Genomic DNA, 19,794 nt, shown 5'->3' on the forward strand with positions numbered 1-19,794 from the left:
TCCCGTTTGAGGCGGCGAAGGCTATCGCCTCTACTTCAGGTTGCCGAGCAGCTTCTGGACGGAAGTCCGCTTCATCATCTTCTGCATCTCCAGGAACTGCCTGACCAGCTGATTGATCTCGTGGACCGGCCGGCCGCTGCCGCGGGCGATGCGGGCCCGCCGGCTGCCGTTGAGGATCCTCGGCTCGGCCCTCTCCGCGGGGGTCATGGAATCGATGATGGCGGCGAAGTGAACGACCCGGCGGTCGTCGATCTGGGCCTGGCCCAGATTCTTGAACGGCCCCGCCTGGGGCAGATGGCCCAGGAGATCAGAAAGCGAGCCCATTTTTTTCATCTGGACGAGCTGCTTCTTGAAATCCTCCAGGGTGAACTCCTGCTTTCGGAGCTTGCGGGCCATCTCCTCGGCCTCGGCCATGTCGGCCTGCTCCTCGGCTTTCTCGATGAGCGACAGGATGTCGCCCAGGCCCAGGATGCGCGAGGCCATGCGCTCGGGGTGGAAGACCTCGAGCTGGTCGGCCTTCTCGCCGACGCCGACGAACTTGATGGGCCGGCCCGTGGCCGAGACGATGGACAGTGCCGCGCCGCCCCGGGCGTCGCCGTCGAGCTTGGTCAGGATGACCGAGGTCAGGCCGATCTGTTCCTCGAAGGCCTGGGCGCTGCGCACCGCGTCCTGGCCGGTCATGGCGTCCCCGACATAGATCGTTTCGACCGGGCCGAGGATGTCCTTGACCAGCCGCAGCTCGTCCATGAGCTCGTCGTCGATGTGGAGGCGGCCGGCCGTGTCGACGATCAGCGGGTCGAAGCCCCGGTTGGCGGCATAGGCCAGGAGCTCCTTGAGGGCCTCCTTCGGGGAGGCCATGCGGGCGGCCGTCATCTCGTAAAAGGGAACCCCCAGGCCGGCGGCGATCGTCCTCAGCTGGTCCTGGGCCGCCGGCCGCTTCAGGTCGAACGAGACGAGCAGGGGGTGCTTGCCGATGCCGGCCACCCGGCGGGCCAGCTTGCCGCAGGTCGTCGTCTTGCCGCTCCCCTGGAGGCCGACCAGCATGAAGACCGATGGGGGGTGCGAGGCGAACAGGAGCGGCTTCTGGCCCCCGCCGAGGATCCCGGCCAGCTCGTCGCGGACGATCTTGATGACCTGCTGCGCCGGGTTGAGCCCGCCGAGGACCTCCTCGCCCAGGGCCTTCTCCCGGATCCGGGCCTCGAAGTCCTTGACCACCTTGTAGTTGACGTCGGCCTCGAGGAAGGCCAGGCGCATCATCTTCAGGGCCTCGGCCATGTTCTTGTCGGTGACCTTGACCTCGCCCCGAAGGAACTTGACCATCTTTTCGAGGCGCCCGGACAGTTGGTCGAACATCGGCTCGTTTCCCTCCGGCCATCATAGGCGAAGCCCTCAGGCCGGTCAACTTGCCCGGGGGACGCCCCCTGGGTCGGGGGGGAAACTTGACAAACGGGGGGGCTTGCCGATAAGGTAAAAGTCAACCCTGGCGAGGTGAACAACGGAATGAGCGAAAAGAACAACAAGCCGTCCGGACCTCCCGAGAGCCCTCTGGCCGGCCGGATCGACTACGACGAGGTCCGCAAGCTGATCTCGCTCCTCGAGGAGAAGAACCTCTCTCTCTTCGAGCTCGAGGTCGAGGGCTTGAAGGTCAAGATCGCCCGCAGCGCCCCGGCTCCCGCTCCCGCGGCGCCGGCCCCCGCTCCGGCGGCCTTGCCGCAGAGCCCCGAGGCCGCCGCGGCGGCCGAAGCCCAGGTCCAGGCGGACGAGGCGGCCAAGGGCCACCACGTCATGACCTCTCCCATGGTCGGGACGTTCTACAGGGCCCCCGACCCGACCTCCGCGCCCTTCGTCGACGTCGGCGACACGGTCAAGAAAGGGCAGACGCTCTGCATCATCGAGGCCATGAAGCTGATGAACGAGATCGAGGCCGACATCGACGGCACGGTCGTCGATATCTACGTCGAGAACGCCAAGCCCGTGGAGTTCGGGCAGAAGCTCTTCGCCATCCTGCCGCAGGTCTGAGGTCCGATGATCTCCAAGATCCTGGTCGCCAACCGCGGGGAGATCGCCCTTCGCATCATCCGGTCCTGCCGCGAGCTCGGCATCAAGAGCGTCGCGGTCTACTCGGAAGCCGACCGCCAGGCCCTCCACGCCCTGCTGGCCGACGAGCGGATCTGCATCGGGCCGGCCCGGGCCTCCGAAAGCTACCTCAACGTCGCCAACATCCTCAGCGCCGCCGAGATCAGCGGGGCCGACGCCGTCCATCCCGGCTACGGCTTCCTGGCCGAGAACGCCAAGTTCGCCGATATCTGCAAGACCCAGGGCCTGACCTTCATCGGGCCCCCGCCGTCCATCATCCGGCTCATGGGCGACAAGAACAAGGCCCGCCAGACCATGAAGAAAGCCGGCCTGCCGGTCCTGCCCGGCAGCGACACGGTCATCGAGGACCTGGTCGTGGCCAAGAAGACGGCGGCCAAGATCGGCTACCCGGTTATCATCAAGGCGGCGGCGGGCGGCGGCGGGAAGGGCATGCGCATCTGCCGCTCGGCCTCCCAGCTCGAGGACCAGTTCCCGATCGCCCAGGGCGAGGCCAAGGCGGCCTTCGGCGACTCCTCGCTCTACATCGAAAAATACGTCAGCGGGGCCCGGCATATCGAGATCCAGGTCATCGGCGACCGCCAGGGCAAGGTCACGGCCTACGGCGAGCGCGAGTGCTCGGTCCAGAGGCGCTACCAGAAGCTCATCGAGGAAACGCCGTCGCCGTTCATCGACTGGAAGACGCGCCGGCGCATGATCAAGGAGGTCGAGGACGCCGCCTCCGAGGTGGGCTACCAGAGCCTGGGCACCTTCGAGTTCCTGGTCGACGAGGACCACAAGTTCTATTTCATGGAAGCCAACGCCCGGGTCCAGGTCGAGCACCCGATCACGGAGATGGTCTACGGCATCAACCTCATCAAGGCCCAGATCCGGATCGCGGCCGGCGAGAAGTACGCCCCCCCCTACGCCCTGGAGATGCGCGGGCACGCCATCGAGTGCCGTATCAACGCCGAGGACCCGGTGACCTTCGCGCCGTCGCCGGGCAGGATCGACTTCCTGGTCCTGCCGGGCGGCGAGGGCATCCGCGTCGACTCCGCGGCCTACGGCGGCTGGGTCGTCCCGCCCGACTACGATTCGATGGTGGCCAAGATCATCGCCTACGCCCCCAGCCGGGACCTGGCCATCCGCAAGATGCGGGCGGCCCTCGAAACGACGACCATCGTCGGCATCAAGACGAACATCCCACTCCACCTGGAGATCCTGTCCAATTCTGATTTCGTGGCCGGGCGCTACACGACGCAGTTCATGGACGAGCACCTGGCCGCGAAGGCCGCGAGCGAAGAAGCGGTCTGAGGCCGGCGGGACGTCAGGCCGGCCGCCGGCGGACGGTGACCGTGAACGCGCCCCCGTTGTCCCGTAGCACGTTCTCGTTGACGCCCAGATAGAGCCGCCCCTTGAAGGGCGCGGCCACCGTCCCCTCCGGGCCGACGACGAACAGGACGAAGATCTCGTCCCTGACCTCGGTCTTCGAGTCCTCGTCGACGCGACTGGCCACGACCTGGACGATCTTGCCGATGAGGGCCCCGAGGTTGGCGTTGGGGATGGGCTGGTCGACGGTCAGGAGATCGAGGCCGGCCGGGCCGCAGACGGCCCCCGGATTGCCTTTCTGAAGGACGACCTCGCCGGTCGAGGAAAAGCGGATCTCTTCGCCGGCGGCGACGTCGATGGCCGTATCCACCCAGCCGCCTTCTCCCGCGACGGAAACGGTCTTTTCGAGCGGCGCGGCGGGAGGCGCTTCCTGGGAGAGCGCCGGGGATCCGCTCCCGGCCAACAGGGCCAGGGCGCAGAGCCCGGCCGCGGCGGCCCGGACGATGCCGGGGCGGAACTCAGCGGACATCGCGCCCTCCTGCCTGGCCGGACATCTTCAGGACGTCGATGATCGCCTGATGGAGGAGCCCGTTGGTGGCCACGATGCCGGGGGCGTCGAGAACGAACGGGCCGTCCCCGGCGTCCGTGACCAGGCCGCCAGCTTCCCGGACGATCAGGGCCCCCGCGGCCATGTCCCAGGGCTTGAGCTTGAGCTCCCAGAACCCGTCGAACCGGCCGCAGGCGACGTATGACAGGTCGAGGGCGGCCGAGCCGCAGCGCCGGATGGCCTGGGCCCGGACGATGAGCCGGGCCCAATGGTCGAGGTTGTTGACCGGGCTCTGCCGGACGTCATAGGGGAAACCCGTGGCCAGCAGGCTGCGGCCGAGGTCCGCCACGCCGGAGACGCGGATCGGCGCGCCGTTGAGGGAGGCCCCCCGGCCGGCCTCGGCCCGGAACATCTCGTCGCGCATCGGGTCGAAGACGAAGCCCAGGGCCAGGCGGCCCTCGCTTTCGAGGGCGGCCGAAACGCTGAAGACCGGGAAGCCATGGGCGAAGTTGGTCGTGCCGTCGAGCGGGTCGATGACCCAGCGGTACCCGGAGGCTCCCGTTCGGGACAGGCCTTCCTCGGCCAGGAATCCGTGGGAGGGGAAGGCGGCGGACAGGCGGCCGACCAGGATCTCCTGGGACCCGAGGTCGAAGGGGGTCACCAGGTCGACCGCCCCCTTGTAGGAGGCCTCGATCGCCCGCCCGAGGTTGGACCGCAGATACAGTCCGGCCTCGCGGACGGCCGCCTCGCCGATCCTGGAAAATTCGCTTATATCGTCCATCGGCTCTATCTTATAGGGGAAACCCGGGGCGGGCAAGGGGGGCGGCGAACCGGGCCGGCTGATTTACGTAGTATAATAGACCGTCAACAATCGAGCCTGAAAGGTTTGCCCCATGAGTGAAAGGTTCAGCTTCCTCAAGCGCCATAAAAAGCCGCTGATCGTCATCGCCGTCCTGGCTGTCCTGGGCGCCATCGTCATCGGGAACATCCGGTCCCGCCGCGAGAAGACCGTCAAGGTGACCATCGGGAAGGTCCAGAAACAGGACCTGACCTCGATCGTCTCGGCTTCCGGCGAGATCAAGCCCAAGAAGAACATCAACATCAGCGCCCAGGTCCCCGGGCGGATCGTCAAGATCGGCGTGGTCGAGGGCCAGGAGGTCAAGGCCGGCGATTTCCTCCTGAAGCTCGATTCGACCCAGTACGAGGCCAACGCCGACCGCGACCAGAACTACATCCGGGCGGCCAAGGCCGACCTCATCCAATCGGAGGCCCGGCTGCAGCGGGACAAGAATTCCTTCGACCGCCAGCAGAAGCTCTTCGACGAAAGCCTCATTTCCAAGGAACAGCTCGAGGCGGCCAAGGCCAGCTATGACGTCTCCGTGGCCCAGGCCAACGCCATCAACTTCCAGATCAAGCAGGCCGAGGCCTCCCTCAAAAGCACCCTGGACAGCCTGGCCAAAACCACCTATAACTCCCCGATCGAGGGCATCATCACCAGCCTCCAGGTCGAGGAGGGCGAAACGGCCATCATCGGCACCATGAACAATCCCGGCACGGTCATGATGACCATCGCCGACCTGTCGGTCATGGAGGTCGAGGTCCAGGTCGACGAGACCGACGTCATCGGCGTCGCCCTCGCCCAGGAGGCCAACATCCGCGTCGATGCCATGCCGAACACGGTCTTCAAGGGCAAGGTCACGGAGATCGGCAGCTCGGCCATACAGCAGGCGACCGCCGGCCTGTCCACGTCGACCAAGGAGTCCAAGGACTTCAAGGTCGTCGTCACGCTCGACAATCCCGACCGGAAGCTCAAGCCCGGGCTGTCGGCCTCGGCCGACATCATCGTCGCCCAGAAGTCCCAGGTCCTGGCCGTGCCCATCTCGGCCCTCGTCCTGAGGGACAAGCCGAACGTCCCGGCCGGCGCGCCGGCCTCGGCCCGCGAAGAGGAGGGCGTCTACGCCGTCGAAGCCGGCGGCCGGGTCAAGTTCGCGCCGGTCGTCAAGGGCATCACCGGCGGCATGGACATCGAGATCGTCTCGGGGCTCCAGGCCGGGCAGGAGATCGTCTCCGGCCCCTACGCCTCGCTGCGCGGGCTCAAGGACGGCACCCTGGTCCGGTCGGACGCCAGGAAGGAAGCCAAGACGTCATGAGCGGAACCGATCCCGTCGTCATCCTTGTCGAAGACCTCTGGAAGGTCTACAAGCTCGACGAACAGGAGGTCGAGGCCCTGCGCGGCGTCTCCCTGACCATCGAGCGGAACGAGTTCGCGGCCATCATGGGCCCGTCGGGCTCGGGCAAGTCGACCCTGATGAACCTGATCGGCTGTCTCGACACCCCGACCTCCGGCACCTACCGCCTCAACGGCAAGGTCGTCAGCGCCATGTCCGAGGACGAGCTGGCCTTCGTCCGCAACCACGAGATCGGCTTCGTCTTCCAGGTCTTCAACCTCCTGCCGCGGGCCACGGCCCTCCACAACGTCGAGCTGCCGCTCATCTACGCCGGGGTCAAGAAGGCCGAACGCCTGGACAAGTCCCGGCGGGCCCTGGAGAGGGTCGAGATGAAGGCCCGGATGAGCCACAAGCCGGCCGAGCTCTCGGGCGGCGAGCGCCAGCGCGTGGCCGTCGCCCGGGCCCTGGTCAACGAGCCCTCGCTGCTCCTGGCCGACGAGCCGACCGGCAACCTCGACTCGCGGACGGGCCGGGAGATCCTCAATCTTTTCCATCGCATCCACGAACAGGGCACCACGATCATCATGGTCACCCACGACCGCGAGGTCGCCGCCCAGGCCCAGCGGATCATCCACATCCGCGACGGCCAGATCGAGAAGGACGAACGGATCGGAGGCTGACCCGTGAACCTGATCAAGCGCGCCGGCGGCGTCTTTGTCGATCCACGCCGGACCTTCGAAGGCCTGGCCGCCAGGCCGGCCTGGATCGACATGCTCGTCGTCGTCCTCCTGGCCCTCATCGCCTTCAACCTCGTGGTCCTGCCCTACGCCCAGAAGGACAACCTCGCCCTGATGAAGGACAACGCCGCCCTCAAGGAGCGGATGGGCGAAGACGCCTACGCCAAGCTGATCGAGCGGACCGAGCACCCCTCGCGCTCCGGCCAGATCCTCCAGATCTTCGTCACGACGCCGCTGTTCGCGGCGGCGGCTCTCCTGCTGCAGAGCCTGCTCCTGCTCATCCTGGGACGGCTCCTCTCGACGCAGGGGACCTACGTCCAGGCGCTCGCGGCGCTCGTCCACGCCAGCCTGATCGACAAGCTGCTCGGCAACGCCGTCCGCCTGGGCCTGGCCCTGAGCCGGGGCTCCCTCATGCAGACCTCGACCAGCCTGGCTCTCCTCTTTCCCCGCCTGGAGGTCACGTCGACGCTCTACATCATGCTGACCCAGGTCGACTTCTTCCAGCTCTGGATGTTCGGCGTCCTGGCCTTCGGCCTGTCGGCCATCTTCAGGATCGCGCCGAAAAAAGCCCTGGTCCTGTCCTACGGCGTGTGGGCCCTCAAGGCGCTCACCAACATCGGCATCGGGCTGATCGGCACGAGCTTCTTAAGATAATTGACTTCGCGTTCACCGGCCATTAAATTAATCGCATGGACGACTGGTTCGCCTCCGAGGACTTCGCCCGCGCGCCCCTGGCCCGGGTGCTGGCGGAGATCTGGAGGCAGGGGCTGAGCGGCTCGCTCTACGCGCGGGCCGGCGGCGTTCCCAAGTGCCTGTCGTTCGAGCGCGGCTTCCTGACGCTCGACTCCGTGTCCTTCGAGGAGAAGGATTTCCTGCGCTTCCTGCTGACCGCCGGCCAGGCGGACCTCATCGCGCTGACCCGGGTCGAGGAGTGCGCGCAGCGGTCTGGCGGCTCGTCCCTGCGGGCCCTGGCCGAAATCCCGCTCTTCACGCCCGAGCGGCTCTGGGAGCTCCTCGAGCGCTACGCCCGCGAGGAGGCCCTGGCGCTCGTCGCAGACCCCGGGGCCGAGCGCGAATTCCATACCCGCAGCGGACCGCCGGCCCGCGTCTACGTCGAGGCCATCGACGTGCCCACGCTCCTGCTCGAGACCGTCCGGAAGACCGGGGACGCGTCCGCGCTCGCCCGGGTCCTGCCGGCCCCGGACGAGGCGATCCGGCGGCTGCCGGCGTTCTCGCCCGACGCGTTCGCGCTGTCCCTGGTCGAGCGCTACGTCCTCGGTCTCCTCGATCCGCCCAAGACCGCCGCCGAGGTCTGCGCCGAGAGCGACGCCGGCGAAGCCGGGACGCGCCGGGCCCTCTGCGCCCTGCTCCTGCTCGGGCTGGCCGGCACGGCTGCGTCCAAGCCGAAGACCGCCCGGCTCCCCGGCGACCTATCGCTCGCGGCCATGGACCGCATCCTCGGCCAGTTCAACGCCAAGTGCGCCTTCGTCCTCAAGTACGTGACCAAGGAGATCGGCCCGGTCGCCTTCAACCTCATCGGCAAGGCCGTCGACGAGGTCCGCGGCCGCCTCGACCCGGCCCTCCAGGGCGCGGAGCTCAAGCCCGACGGCCGCCTCGAGCTCAAGTCGCCGCTCCGGGTCAACGCCAACATCGTCGGCGACGACTGCCGCACCTCGATGCTCCGGAGCATGGACGAGGTCCTGGCCGCCGAGGTCCTGATAGTCAAGCGGACCCTGGGCCCGGAGCACGAATCCGCCCTCGTCCGGAGCCTGGAGCGGTTCGGGGAGGCCCCGTGAAGCGGCGCCAGCTCCTCGCCGCGCTCCTCTTCGTCTCGGCCCTGGCCGTCTGGATCCTGATCGAAATTGTGCGCTGAAGCCCCCGTTCTCGTCATCGTCCTCGGGCCGACGGCCGTCGGCAAGAGCCGCGCCGCCGTCGACCTGGCCCTCCGTTTCGGCGGCGAGGTCATCAGCGGCGACTCCATCCAGGTCTACCGCGGCTTCGACATCGGCGCCGACAAGCCCGGCCCCGAAGCCCGGCGCGGCGTCCCCCACCACCTGATCGACATCATCGGGCCCGAGGTCCAGTACACGGCCGCGGACTTCGTCCGGGACGCCCTGGCCGCGGCCGGCGACATCGCCGCCCGGGGGCGGCTGCCGATCGTCGCCGGCGGCACCGGCCTCTACCTCAAGGCCCTCCTCGACGGTCTCTTCCCCGGCCCCGGCCGCGACCCGGCGCTGCGCGAATCCCTCGAAGCCGAGGCCCGCGAGCGCGGGCTCGACGCCCTTTTCGGCCGGCTCGAGGCGGCCGATCCGGATTACGCCCGCAAGATCCGCGGCCGGGACCGCGTCCGGATCATCCGGGCCCTCGAAGTCCTGATGACTACGGGGCGTCCCCTGTCGGAGCATTTCCGCGAGACCCGCTCCCCCGTCGCCGGCCGGAAGCTCGTCCGCATCGGCCTGACGCTCGACCGCGAGACGCTCTGCCGCCGCATCGAGGACCGGGTCGACCGGATGTTCGCCCGGGGCCTCGTCGAGGAGGTCCGCGGCCTGCTGGCCCGCGGCGTGCCGGCCTCGGCCCCGCCCTTCCGGGCCCTGGGCTACCGCCATGTCGTCCGGCACCTGGCCGGCGAGATCGGCCGGGGCGAGGCCGCGGCCCTGACGAAGATCGAGACCCGCCAGTACGCCAAGCGGCAGATGACCTGGTTCCGGAAGATGGCGGACGTCGACTGGTTCTCCCCGGACGACCGCCCGGCCCTTGAGGAACACCTCCGAAAGCGGCTACAATAGGGGTCACGGAGCCCCATGGAACGCGCCATCCTCGTCAACGTCGCCACGACCAAGTCCGAAAAGGACGAGGCCGGGGAATCCATGGCCGAGCTGGCCGGCCTGACGGTCGCGGCCGGAGCCGAGGTGGCCGGGAAGGTCTTCCAGGTCCGGCCCCGCCTCAATCCCCGCTGGCTCGTCGGCGAGGGCAAGGTCCGCGAGATCGGACGTGAGGCCCGCCAGGCCGACGCCGATCTCGTCATCTTCGACCACAACCTCAACGCCTCGCAGCAGAGGAGCATCGAGGACGAGGTCAAGGTCAAGGTCATCGACCGGGCCCAGCTCATCCTCGACATCTTCGCCCAGCGGGCCCGGACGAACGAGGGCAAGCTTCAGGTCGAGCTGGCCCAGCTGAGCTACCGCCTGCCGCGCCTGCGCGGCCGGGGCCTCAGCCTGATGCAGCAGGGCGCCGGCATCGGCACCCGCGGCCCGGGCGAAAAGAAGCTCGAGGTCGACCGCCGCCGCATCACCGATCGCATCACCAGGATCAGACGCGAGATCGACTCGCTGGCCGGGCGCCGTTCGAGCCAGCGCGAGGGCCGGCGCAAGGGCCCCGTCCCGACCGTCTCCCTCGTCGGCTACACGAGCGCGGGCAAATCGACCCTGTTCAACCTGCTTGCGAAGGAGCGCCGCTACACCTCGTCCAATCTGTTCTCGACCCTCGACCCGCTCCTGCGCCGCGTCTCTTTCCCCGACGGCGCGTATTTCTTCCTCTCGGACACGGTCGGCTTCATCAAGCGCCTGCCGGTCGAGCTGGTCACGTCCTTCCGGGCCACCCTCGAGGAGGTCGGAGAGGCCGACTGCATCTGCCACGTCGTCGACGTCGCCTCGGCCTCGTGCGAGCGCCAGCTTGGAGCGGTCGAGACGATCCTGGCCGACCTGGGCGTCGCCGGCATCCCCGTGGTCAAGGTCCTCAACAAGGTCGATCTCCTGCCCGACGAGGAGCGAGCGCTCCTTCTCCGCCGCAACGCCGATCCGCACGGCCAGACGGTCGCCCTCTCGGCCGGGACCGGGGAAGGCGTCCCGGACCTTTTGCGCCGGCTCCGAGAGGTCCTTTTCGCCGGCTTCCGGACCTATTACCTCCGCGTGCCCGGCGGGGCCCGGGAGATCACGGACTCGCTGGCCCGCCGGTCGCTCGTCCTGAAGAGGCGGGAGAGCGGCGGCTTCGTCGAGTTCAAGATCATGGCCGAGCCGTCCGGCATCGTCGGTTTCCTGCCTTATCTCGAACAAGGAGCCGAGCCATGGTGAAGCGGAATGCGGCTGTCCTGCTGGCCCTCCTGGGGGCCTGGGCCTGCGCCAGCGCGCCCCGCCCCGTGCCCCCAGCGTTCTTCGTCGAGGGCCTGCCGGCCGAGGCCACGATGCGGCTGAAGCTCGACGACCGGATCGCCGCCGCCGACGCCTGGGACGCCCTCAAGTCCGGCCGGCCCGAGCTGGCCCGCAAGCACCTGATGAAGCTCGGCACGGCCAGCCCGGTCCGCGAGGCCGGCCTGGCCTACGCCGACCTCCTGGCCGGCAAGACCACCGAGGCCGAAGCGCGCTTCAAGTCCTCGATCGCCGGCACGCCGGGCATGATCCCATCGCACGTCGGCCTGGCCCAGATCTACGAATCCCGGCGGGAGAAGGACAAGACCTTCGCCGAATACCGGGAGATACTCAGGCTCGACCCGGCCAACCGCTGGGCCGGGCCGCGGTTCGAGGCATTGCGCGACGAGCTCGTCCGCGACGCCGGCGCCGCCGCCCGGGCCGCCCTGGCCTCGGGCAACCGCGAGACGGCCAAGCGGGAGTTCCTCAACGTCCTTTCCTACGCCCCCGACTCGACCTCCGCCCATCTCGAGCTGGCCCGCCTCTACCGGCAGGACAAGAACACGTCCGAGGCCCTGGCCCACTTCAGGGCGGCCATGGCCGCGGGCTCGTCGGACAAGACGGTCCTGCGGGAATATGCCGAGTTCCTGGCCGAGGCCGGCCAGCTCGGCCAGAGCCTGGAGGTCCTCGAAAAGCTGGCCGCCGCGGCGCCCAAGGACGCCGCCGTCGGCAAGCGGGTCGAGGAACTCAGGGAAAAGCTCGGGGTTTACGAGATCCCCAGCCAGTACGACGCCATCCCGGGCCTGGAGGCCGTCACCCGCGAGGACCTGGCCGCGTTGATCGGGGTCCGGTTCGAGAAGGACCTCGAGGCTCCGGCCTCGCGGACCGAGATCCTGGTCGACATCGCGACGTCGTGGGCCCAGCGGTACATCGTCACCGTGGCCTCGCTCGGGATCATCCGGGCCTCCGTCAACCACACCTTCCAGCCCCGCCGGATCATAAACCGGGCCGAGCTGGCCGACGCGGCGGTCCGGCTCATCGGCGTCCTTGGGCAGCGCGGGGCCCGCTTCGTGCCTCTGGTCGAGACGCGCCGCATCCAGGTCGCCGACGTCGCCGCGGACAGCCTTTACTACGGCCCGATCGTCAAGGCCCTGTCCTTCCAGATCATGGCCCTGACGCCCGAACGGCTGTTCGAGCCCGAGCGGATTGTCTCCGGCGAAGAGGCCATCCGGATCCTCGAGCTCATCCACGGATTGGCCCGCTAGGAACGCGACCATGGAAGACCGGAACGGATCGATGGACATGGCCAGGGCGCCGCGCGGACGGGCGCTCTGGTCCGAGCTTCTGCAGCTGCCCAATCTGCTGTCCCTGGCCAGGATCCTCCTGACGCCGGTCTTCGTCCTCATGATGCTCCAGCGGCGGCCCTGGGCGGCCTTCGGCGTCTTCCTGGCCGCCGGCGCGACCGACGCCCTCGACGGCTTCACGGCCCGGCAGCTCCACCTCAAGTCGAACCTGGGGCTGTGGCTCGACCCGATCGCCGACAAGCTCCTGCTGACCGCGGCCTTCGTCGTCCTGACCCTGCCGGCCCTGGCCGAGCCGAACGCCCTGCCCGTCTGGCTGACCGCCGTGTGCGTCGGCCGCGACGTCGTCATCTCGCTCGGGGCGCTCGTCATCGTCGCCCTGCGCGGCAAACGGCGATTCCCCCCGACCCTGGCCGGGAAAGCCAGCACGATCTGCCAGGTCTTCCTGATCTACTTCGTGCTCTATCTCAACGCCGCCGGCGGATCACCCCGGTCGCTGGCCTGGATCTACGTCCTGACGGTCCTGCTCGCGGCCGGATCGTTCGTCCACTACGTCTTCATCGCCGTCCGCATGCTCCGCCAGCCCCGCGCGTCCTAGCGGCGGCCGCCGGCCGGAGTTTGCTTTTTTATCCGCCCATGATAAGATTCCTCGGGAATGCGGTATTGAGGAGCTCTTTATGAATCCTGTGTCGAACTTCGACAAGCTGGCCCGCCGGATCGAACAGTTCCGCGACGAAATGGTCGATCTCCAGGTGAAGCTCTGCGCCATCCCCGCTATCGCCCCTTCGAGCGGCGGCGAGGGAGAGGCCAAGAAGGCTGAGTTCCTGGTCGAGTGGCTCAAGGCGAACGGCTTCGTCGATGTCACCCTCGTCAAGGCCCCCGATCTCGACGCGCCGGCCGGCTACCGTCCGAACATCCTGGCCTACTACCGGGGCAAGAGCCAGGCCCGGACGGTCTGGGTCATGGCCCACATGGACGTCGTGCCGCCCGGCGAGATGTCGCTCTGGCGGGGCGATCCGTTCAAGGCCTGGGTCGAGAAGGGCCGCGTCTACGGCCGCGGCGTCGAGGACAACCAGCAGGACCTGGTCGCCTCGCTCTTCGCCGTCAAGGCCCTGAAGGCCGAAGGCCTGGTCCCGCCCTCGGACATCGGCATCGTCTTCGTCGCCGACGAGGAGACGGGCAGCCGGAAGGGCATCGATTACGTCATCCAGACCCACGGGGCCTTCCGCAAGCAGGACCTGATCGTCGTTCCCGACGCCGGCAACGAGCACGGGACGATGATCGAGGTGGCCGAGAAGACCCTTCTTTGGCTCAAGTTCAAGACCCTCGGCAAGCAGACGCACGGCTCGACCCCCGAAAAGGGCGTCAACAGCTTCAAGGCCGCGAGCTTCTTCGTCACGGCCCTGAACGACCTCTACAAGATCTACCCGGGCCGGGACCGGCTCTTCGATCCGCCGATCTCCACGTTCGAGCCGACGAAGAAGGAGCCGAACGTCCCGAACATCAACACCATCCCCGGCGAGGACGTCTTCTACGCCGACATGCGCATCCTGCCCAAGATCAAGGTCCAGGACGTCGAAAAGACCGTCCGGCAGATCGCCGCGAAGATCGAGAAAAAATTCCGGGTCAAGATCACGCTCGAGGTCCAGCAGAAGGCGCCGGCCGCTCCCCCGACGTCCTCCCAGGCCCCCGTCGTCCTGGCCCTCAGGAAGGCCGTCCGCGAGGTCTACCACAAGGACGCCAGGGCCATGGGCATCGGCGGCGGCACGGTGGCCGCGATCTTCCGGCGGGCCGGGATCCCGGCGGCCTGCTGGTCCAAGATCGACGAGACCGGCCACCAGCCGAACGAGTACTGCATCATCGACAACATGGTCGGCGACGCCAAGGTCTTCGGCCACGTTTTCCTGCAGGAATAGGGGCGAAAGAAGGCCCGCGGCCGGCCGGATTCAGACCGGCCGGCGCACGGCCGCCAGGGGGGACGGCGGCTCGGGGTAGATCCGCTGGATGCGCTGGGCGATGCGGACCGTGTTCAGGTGGATATCGACGGTGTCCTTGATCTCCAGGGCATAGCCGCCGGCCAGGACCACCGCGACGGGGATGCCCAATCGCCGGGCGTTCTCGATGACCAGCTTGTCCCTCTCTTTTAACCCCGGCTTGGTCACGGCCAGGCCCCCCAGCTGGTCCTTCTCATAAGGGTCAGCCCCGGCCAGGTAAATGATCAGGTTGGGCCGGAACTCCCTGTAGATCTTGGGGATATGGGTCCGCAGCCCGGCCAGGTACTTGGCGTCGCCGTCGCCGGCCCAGAGGCCGACGTCCAGCGTGCTGAGCGGCTTTTCGTGGGGATAGATATCCATCTGATGTATGGAAAACGTGAAGATCTCGGAATGGCCGGCCAGGGCCGCGGCCGTGCCGTTGCCCTGGTGAAGGTCGCAGTCGACGATCATGACCCGTTCGGCCAGCCCGTCGACGACGACCCTGCGGGCGGCCACGGCGACGTCGTTGAGCAGGCAGAAGCCCTCGCCGTGGTCGGGGAAGGCGTGATGAAAGCCGCCGCCGATGTGCACCGCCAGGCCCGATTCGAGGGCCTTGCGGGCCGCGAGGATCGTCCCGCCGACGGCCAGGAGGGCGAAGCGGACGATCTCGGGAGAGTACCGGATCTCCAGGGCCTTGAGCTCTGCGGCGCTCAGGCCGCCCGTCCTGACCCGCTTGAAGTAGCGCGGGTTGTGCACGAGCAGGATGTCCTCTTCCGCGGCCGGGCGGGGACGGAGGAAGTTCTCCCGCTTGGCGCCCATGGCCAGGAGGTTCTCGTAGACCAGCCGGTACTTTTGAAGGGGGAAGACGTGCTTGCCGCCTTCGACCATCCAGTACTCGTTGCTGAAGACGAGCTGGAAGGGGAAGCGCTTGCCGATCAGCACCTTGAAGAGGTCGAGAAGATCGCCCATGGGGACCTCACGATACCAGAAAACCCGCCGAGAAAAAAGCCCGGCCGGAGGGAAGGGCGGTTCAATAGGAGGAATGGGAGGTACCCCGCTCCTTCCCTACCGGCCGGTGACTTGCAGATATTGAACGAGCTTGATCCGGTAGGCGGCCATGGCCTCCGTCAGCCGGTCCCGGGCCTGTTGCCGCAGGGCCTGGGCCTCGAGGAGGTCGGACACGGTGATAAGCCCGTTGTCGTAGCCGTCCTGGTTGACTTTCAGGTTCTCGTCCGCCTGGGCCTCTGACTCCCGGCACAGGGCCAGCTCCCGGTCCGCGTCGGTCAGGTCCTTCCAGGCCTTCTCCATCTGGAGCAGGAGCATCGCCTCGCTGTCGCGCAGGGTGTTGCGGGCGATCTCCTCGCGGGCCTTCTGCCGGCCCAGCGCGTAGGATCCCTCCCACCAGCCGGAGAGCGGCACGGACAGGGTCCCGAAGACGAGGCCGTCCGTCCGGCCCTTCGCGTCGTCCATTTTCATGTACAGCCCGGCGACGCCGACCCCGAGCTGGGGCAGGTACTCGCCGCGGGTCATGCGGGTCTTCAGGACCTCGGACCGGACGGAGGCCTGGAGGAGCTTGTATTCGGGCCGGCCTTCCAGGGCGGCCTTGTGGTCGACCCGGCAGCGATCCGGCGGCCCATCGATGACAAGGGCGTCGGAGAGCTCGAGGGCCGGATCGTACTCGATCCCGAGATAGCGGCAGAAGGCCATGGCCGCCAGGGACCGGCCGTTCTCGACCTTGGACTCGTTGAGCAGGACGCCGGACAATTCGAGCTTGACCTTGAGGACGTCGTTCTTCATGACCAGGCCGGCGTTCCAGGCGTCCTCGACCTGGGCCAGGAGGCGGCGAAGGAGCGTCTCGTAGCTCGCCAGGGTCTTCGCCTTCTCGGCCAGGGAGACGATCTGCCAGTATTGCTCCTCGGTCGACCGCAGGACCTCGTTGCGGGCCAGCCGGGCCCTGTCCTCGCTGGCTTCGACGCCCAGGGCGGCCAGGCGGTTGCCGTTGACGATGCGGCCGCCGGCGAAGACCGGCTGGACTACCGTGATCAGGCCCGTCTTCAGGGAGCCCAGCAGGCCCATGGTCGAGCCGGGGAGATAGGCGAACTGGGTGGCGCCGGGCAGGTTGGCGGGATTGCCGTCGTAGACAGGGAGGTTCCCGCCTTCGGTCCTGATCTCCATCAGGGGATCTTCGGCCTCCAGCGCCGTGCCCGAGGCGCTGACGGTCGGGAAATACTTGGTGAAGGCCGCCTTCCTGTCCTGCCGGGCGGCCTCGGTCTCGAGCTGGCCGTTCTTCATCTCGACGTTGTTCCGGACGGCCAGCGCCTTGCTTTCGGCGAGCGTCAGCTTCTGGCCGGCCCGCAGGAAGCCGGCGGACAGCATCAGGATGACGCTCGCGGCGCACATCGTCTTCATGTTCTTCATGCGACTTCCCCTTCCGCCGAGGATCCCTGCGCGGGCGGCGTTCGGCGTTCGTTCTTATGAAGCAGATAGTAAAGGACCGGCAGGATGAGGAGCGACAGGACCAGGCCGAAGAGCAGGCCGAAGCAGATGACCGAACCCAGCGGTCCCCACAGGGACGAGCCGCTGAGGACCATCGGCACGACGCCGACCGCCGCGGCCATGGCCGTCAGGAAGATCGGCCGCATCCGGCGCTTGCCGGCGGCGATGGCCGCCTCCTCGGGCGTGCAGCCCTGCGTCCGGCGCAGCTCGTCGGCGTATTGGACGTAGATGATGCCGTTCCTGACAACGATGCCGAACAGGGCGATGATCCCGACGAAGGCCGTGATGCTGAACGGATAGCCGGAGATCATGATGCCGAAGGCGGCCCCGAAAAGCGTCAGGGGCATGATGATCATGATCAGGAGCGATTTCTTGACGCTCCGGAACTCGAACATCAGGATGAGGAAGATGAGGACGACGGTCACGGCCAGGGAATAGAAGAACGGCGTGAAATACTCGATGCCGGCCGCATATTCGCCTCCGTATTCGATCCTCAGCCCAGCGGGGAGCTTCAGCCCGTCGATGAGCGGCTTGGCCTTCTTAATGACCTCCGAGGCGAAGACCTTCCTGTCGACCCCGGCCATAACGGTCAGGGTCCGCACCCCGTTGCGCCGAACTATATCGCCGTCGGTCCAGCCCGGCCGGAGGTCGGCCAGCTGGCGGAGCGGCACGGCCGAGCCGAGAAGGGGCGAGGTGATGTAGAGGTCCTCGAGGTCGGCCGGACCGGCGTGGTCCAGGCCCTCGAATTTCAGCCGGACCTGGAGCGGGTAATCGCCCTCCCAGACCCTGGCCACCGGCAGACCCTTGGTCCCGGTCATGAGCGAGTAGTTGAGCATGGCGTTGGGATAACCCAGCCGGTTGGCCTCATCCTTGTGGATATCGACCTCCACGCTCTGGACCGGCTGCCTGAAGTCGGTGCGGACCAGGGTCACTCCCCTGGCCGCCCTGAGTATCGCTTCTACCTTACCGGCGGTAGCCTTCAGTTCGCGAATGTCCTCGCCGCAGATGCGTACTTCAATTGGCTCGGTGAAGTAGGCCATATCCAACTGTTTCCATTTGACCTCGGCCCCCGGATAGCTCTCTGCGAATTTCCGGCTGTATTCATCGAGGATCATCATGGTTGACTTGTTGGAATCGGTCAGGACCACGAGCTGGCCTATGTCGCGCGATGGGAAGCGGGGGGCATAAAGGGTGTGGAAGCGAGGCGAGCTCGTCCCGACGAAGGAGGTAACCACCTTGACCCGGGGGTCCTTCATGAGCCGGCCCTCCAGGTCCTTCATCACGGCGTCGGTGGCCCCGAGGGAGCTCCCGGTCGAGAGGGTGACCTCGACCGCGAACTGGTTCCTCTCTATCTTGGGAAAGGGCTGGCTCGGAGATTTGGCCAGGATGATCAGGCCGACTGCGAAGGACAGAACGCCTATGGCGATGATCAGGGCCTTCTTGTGGAACACGGCCTCCACCAGGCGGTCGTAGCGCTTCTGCAGGCCTTCCAGGAAAGCCGTTCTCTTGCCGGCCTGGCCGTGCTTGACCCCCTGCTTGATGAAATGGAAGCACATGAGAGGGGTCAGGAGCGAGGCGGCCAGCAGCGACGCCGTCAAGGTTGTGATGACCGTCGGCGGCATGGAGCGGACGAAATCCCCGGCCATCCCTTTCAGGAATGAACTGAAGGGCAGGAAGCAGCTGATGATGATGATGGTGGCCGCGAAGACCGAGGGGAAGAGCTCCTTGACGCTCAGGGTGGCCGCCCGGCGGCGGTCGAAGCCTTGGTCGAGCTTCTCGACGTAATTGTCGATTATGACTATGGGGTCGTCGACGACCAGCCCCAGGACCACGATGAGCGTGGCCAGGGACACGGTCTGGAGGTCCAGGCCGAAGGCCCACAGCAGGCCCAGGCTCGAGAGGATGGTGACCGGGATGGTGGCCGCCGCGGCCAGGGCCACCCGGCCGGGCAGCAGGATGAGGGTCACGGCGATGACCGACAGAACGGCGATGAGGAACTCCCTCAGGAAGCCGCCGATGGACTTGGACACCGCGTCGGGTATGTTGGATATGACGTCGATCTTGACGTCGGGCGGCAGGGTCTTCTGGAAATCGGCGATGACCCGGCCGACATCCCGGCCGAATTCGACGATGTTGTTGCCGCTCAGCATCTCCAGAGAGACGACCAGGCATTTCTTGCCGTCCACCCGGACGTAGGACTGGGGCTCCTCATATTCCCGGACCACGCGGGCCACGTCCTTGAGACGGACGACCGTCCCCATGGGATCGGAATAGACGATCTGCTCGGCCAGATCGTTCTCGGACTTGTAGTTGGCCGGTATATGCACGGGCCGGACCAACTTCCCGTCATCGAGCTCGCCGGAGTAGCCGGTCGTGCTCTGGGGGACGATGGCCGCGGCCAGGGTCAGCGGCCGTATGCCGTAGCGGGCCAGCTTGGCGTTGTCGAGGTAGACGTTGATCTCTTCCTTCTGTTCCCCGTAGCGCTTGACCCTGGAGACGGAAGGGACCCGCCGGACCTCGTCCTCGAACATCTTGATGCAGTCCTCGAGCTCGCGGTAGGTCTTGCCGTCGGAGCGGACAGAGAGGAGCAGGGCCGAGGTGTTCCCGAAATCGTTGTCGGCCGTAAGCGACATGAGCCCCGAGGGAAGACCGGCCTTCAGCTCGTTCAGGCCGTGGCGGAGCTTGACCCAGAAGCCGTCGGGGTCCTTCTCCTTCTCCGCGACCTCGACGTAGATGATCATGACGTTCTCTCTGGAGATCGAATAGGTCTTGGAGCGTTTGACCGAGTTGTACTGGAAGAGATATTTCTCGACCTTGGCGGTGATCTCGGATTCGACCTGTTCCGAGGAGGCCCCGGGATAGACCCCGACGATCACCCCCTGCCTGATCTTGAATTCGGGGTATTCGTCCCTTGGCATCTTGACCAGGGCGATGATGCCGGCGGTGACAAGGATGAGTACCAGTATCACTATCGGCTGTTGATAACGCAGCAGGAAATCTATCAGTTGACGCTTTTTTTCGGCCATGGCGGTCCCCTCTTCGCGGG

The 19,794-nt window shown here is 67.1% G+C and carries 17 protein-coding genes; 11 read left to right on the forward strand and 6 right to left on the reverse strand.

Translation table 11 applies throughout. The features are described 5' to 3' along the window. Window positions 1-30: 30 nt before the first annotated feature. Window positions 31-1,353, reverse strand: a complete 1,323-nt coding sequence (gene ffh / locus ABFD52_11395; protein MEN6561371.1) for a signal recognition particle protein — start codon at window positions 1,351-1,353, stop codon at window positions 31-33. 204 nt (window positions 1,354-1,557) lie between these two features. On the opposite strand from ffh, the gene accB reads away from it, so the two are divergent. Both accB and accC read left to right on the forward strand, forming a co-directional pair. Then, window positions 1,558-2,019: an acetyl-CoA carboxylase biotin carboxyl carrier protein gene (gene accB / locus ABFD52_11400; protein MEN6561372.1), complete on the forward strand. Its 462-nt coding sequence runs from the start codon at window positions 1,558-1,560 to the stop codon at window positions 2,017-2,019. 6 nt (window positions 2,020-2,025) lie between these two features. Next, complete coding sequence (gene accC / locus ABFD52_11405) at window positions 2,026-3,387, forward strand: acetyl-CoA carboxylase biotin carboxylase subunit (protein MEN6561373.1); 1,362 nt, start codon at window positions 2,026-2,028, stop codon at window positions 3,385-3,387. 13 nt (window positions 3,388-3,400) lie between these two features. Here the strand turns inward: accC and ABFD52_11410 are convergent, their stop codons facing one another. Further along, entirely contained in the window at window positions 3,401-3,931 is a 531-nt protein-coding gene (locus tag ABFD52_11410) for a hypothetical protein (GenBank protein ID MEN6561374.1), read from the reverse strand. Further along, on the reverse strand, window positions 3,921-4,730 hold the full coding sequence (locus ABFD52_11415; protein ID MEN6561375.1) for an inositol monophosphatase family protein: 810 nt from the start codon (window positions 4,728-4,730) through the stop codon (window positions 3,921-3,923). The genes ABFD52_11410 and ABFD52_11415 overlap by 11 nt, the downstream gene beginning before the upstream one ends. A gap of 112 nt (window positions 4,731-4,842) precedes the next feature. Here ABFD52_11415 and ABFD52_11420 point away from each other — a divergent pair, with 112 nt between their 5' ends. The 9 genes from ABFD52_11420 to ABFD52_11460 all read left to right on the forward strand — a co-directional run bounded on the left by ABFD52_11420 (window position 4,843) and on the right by ABFD52_11460 (window position 14,195). Then, window positions 4,843-6,099, forward strand: a complete 1,257-nt coding sequence (locus ABFD52_11420) for an efflux RND transporter periplasmic adaptor subunit (protein ID MEN6561376.1) — start codon at window positions 4,843-4,845, stop codon at window positions 6,097-6,099. After that, a complete protein-coding gene (locus ABFD52_11425; protein MEN6561377.1) occupies window positions 6,096-6,797 on the forward strand; it encodes an ABC transporter ATP-binding protein in 702 nt (233 codons plus the stop codon). The genes ABFD52_11420 and ABFD52_11425 overlap by 4 nt, the downstream gene beginning before the upstream one ends. A gap of 3 nt (window positions 6,798-6,800) precedes the next feature. Further along, the gene (locus ABFD52_11430; GenBank protein MEN6561378.1) at window positions 6,801-7,508 is read left to right on the forward strand and encodes a YIP1 family protein; all 708 of its coding nucleotides are present in this window, start codon (window positions 6,801-6,803) and stop codon (window positions 7,506-7,508) included. A 35-nt stretch (window positions 7,509-7,543) separates the two neighbouring features. Then, the gene (locus ABFD52_11435) at window positions 7,544-8,650 is read left to right on the forward strand and encodes a hypothetical protein (GenBank protein MEN6561379.1); all 1,107 of its coding nucleotides are present in this window, start codon (window positions 7,544-7,546) and stop codon (window positions 8,648-8,650) included. A gap of 66 nt (window positions 8,651-8,716) precedes the next feature. Next, window positions 8,717-9,640, forward strand: coding sequence for a tRNA (adenosine(37)-N6)-dimethylallyltransferase MiaA (miaA, locus tag ABFD52_11440; protein ID MEN6561380.1), 924 nt, complete (start codon window positions 8,717-8,719; stop codon window positions 9,638-9,640). 15 nt (window positions 9,641-9,655) lie between these two features. Continuing rightward, complete coding sequence (gene hflX, locus ABFD52_11445; protein MEN6561381.1) at window positions 9,656-10,924, forward strand: GTPase HflX; 1,269 nt, start codon at window positions 9,656-9,658, stop codon at window positions 10,922-10,924. Continuing rightward, complete coding sequence (locus ABFD52_11450) at window positions 10,918-12,243, forward strand: tetratricopeptide repeat protein (protein ID MEN6561382.1); 1,326 nt, start codon at window positions 10,918-10,920, stop codon at window positions 12,241-12,243. The genes hflX and ABFD52_11450 overlap by 7 nt, the downstream gene beginning before the upstream one ends. Before the next feature lie 10 nt (window positions 12,244-12,253). Continuing rightward, window positions 12,254-12,877, forward strand: coding sequence for a CDP-alcohol phosphatidyltransferase family protein (locus tag ABFD52_11455; GenBank protein MEN6561383.1), 624 nt, complete (start codon window positions 12,254-12,256; stop codon window positions 12,875-12,877). A 79-nt stretch (window positions 12,878-12,956) separates the two neighbouring features. Beyond that, a complete protein-coding gene (locus tag ABFD52_11460) occupies window positions 12,957-14,195 on the forward strand; it encodes a M20 family metallo-hydrolase (GenBank protein MEN6561384.1) in 1,239 nt (412 codons plus the stop codon). A gap of 30 nt (window positions 14,196-14,225) precedes the next feature. On the opposite strand, the gene ABFD52_11465 is transcribed toward ABFD52_11460, so the two are convergent. The 3 genes from ABFD52_11465 to ABFD52_11475 all read right to left on the reverse strand — a co-directional run bounded on the left by ABFD52_11465 (window position 14,226) and on the right by ABFD52_11475 (window position 19,774). Then, complete coding sequence (locus tag ABFD52_11465) at window positions 14,226-15,221, reverse strand: histone deacetylase (protein ID MEN6561385.1); 996 nt, start codon at window positions 15,219-15,221, stop codon at window positions 14,226-14,228. Window positions 15,222-15,317: 96 nt separating this feature from the next. Next, complete coding sequence (locus tag ABFD52_11470) at window positions 15,318-16,670, reverse strand: TolC family protein (GenBank protein ID MEN6561386.1); 1,353 nt, start codon at window positions 16,668-16,670, stop codon at window positions 15,318-15,320. Further along, entirely contained in the window at window positions 16,667-19,774 is a 3,108-nt protein-coding gene (locus ABFD52_11475) for an efflux RND transporter permease subunit (protein MEN6561387.1), read from the reverse strand. The genes ABFD52_11470 and ABFD52_11475 overlap by 4 nt, the downstream gene beginning before the upstream one ends. Window positions 19,775-19,794 lie beyond the last annotated feature (20 nt).

This window comes from Acidobacteriota bacterium (genome assembly GCA_039683095.1).
Classification (GTDB): Bacteria; Acidobacteriota; Aminicenantia; order Aminicenantales; family Saccharicenantaceae; genus RBG-16-66-30.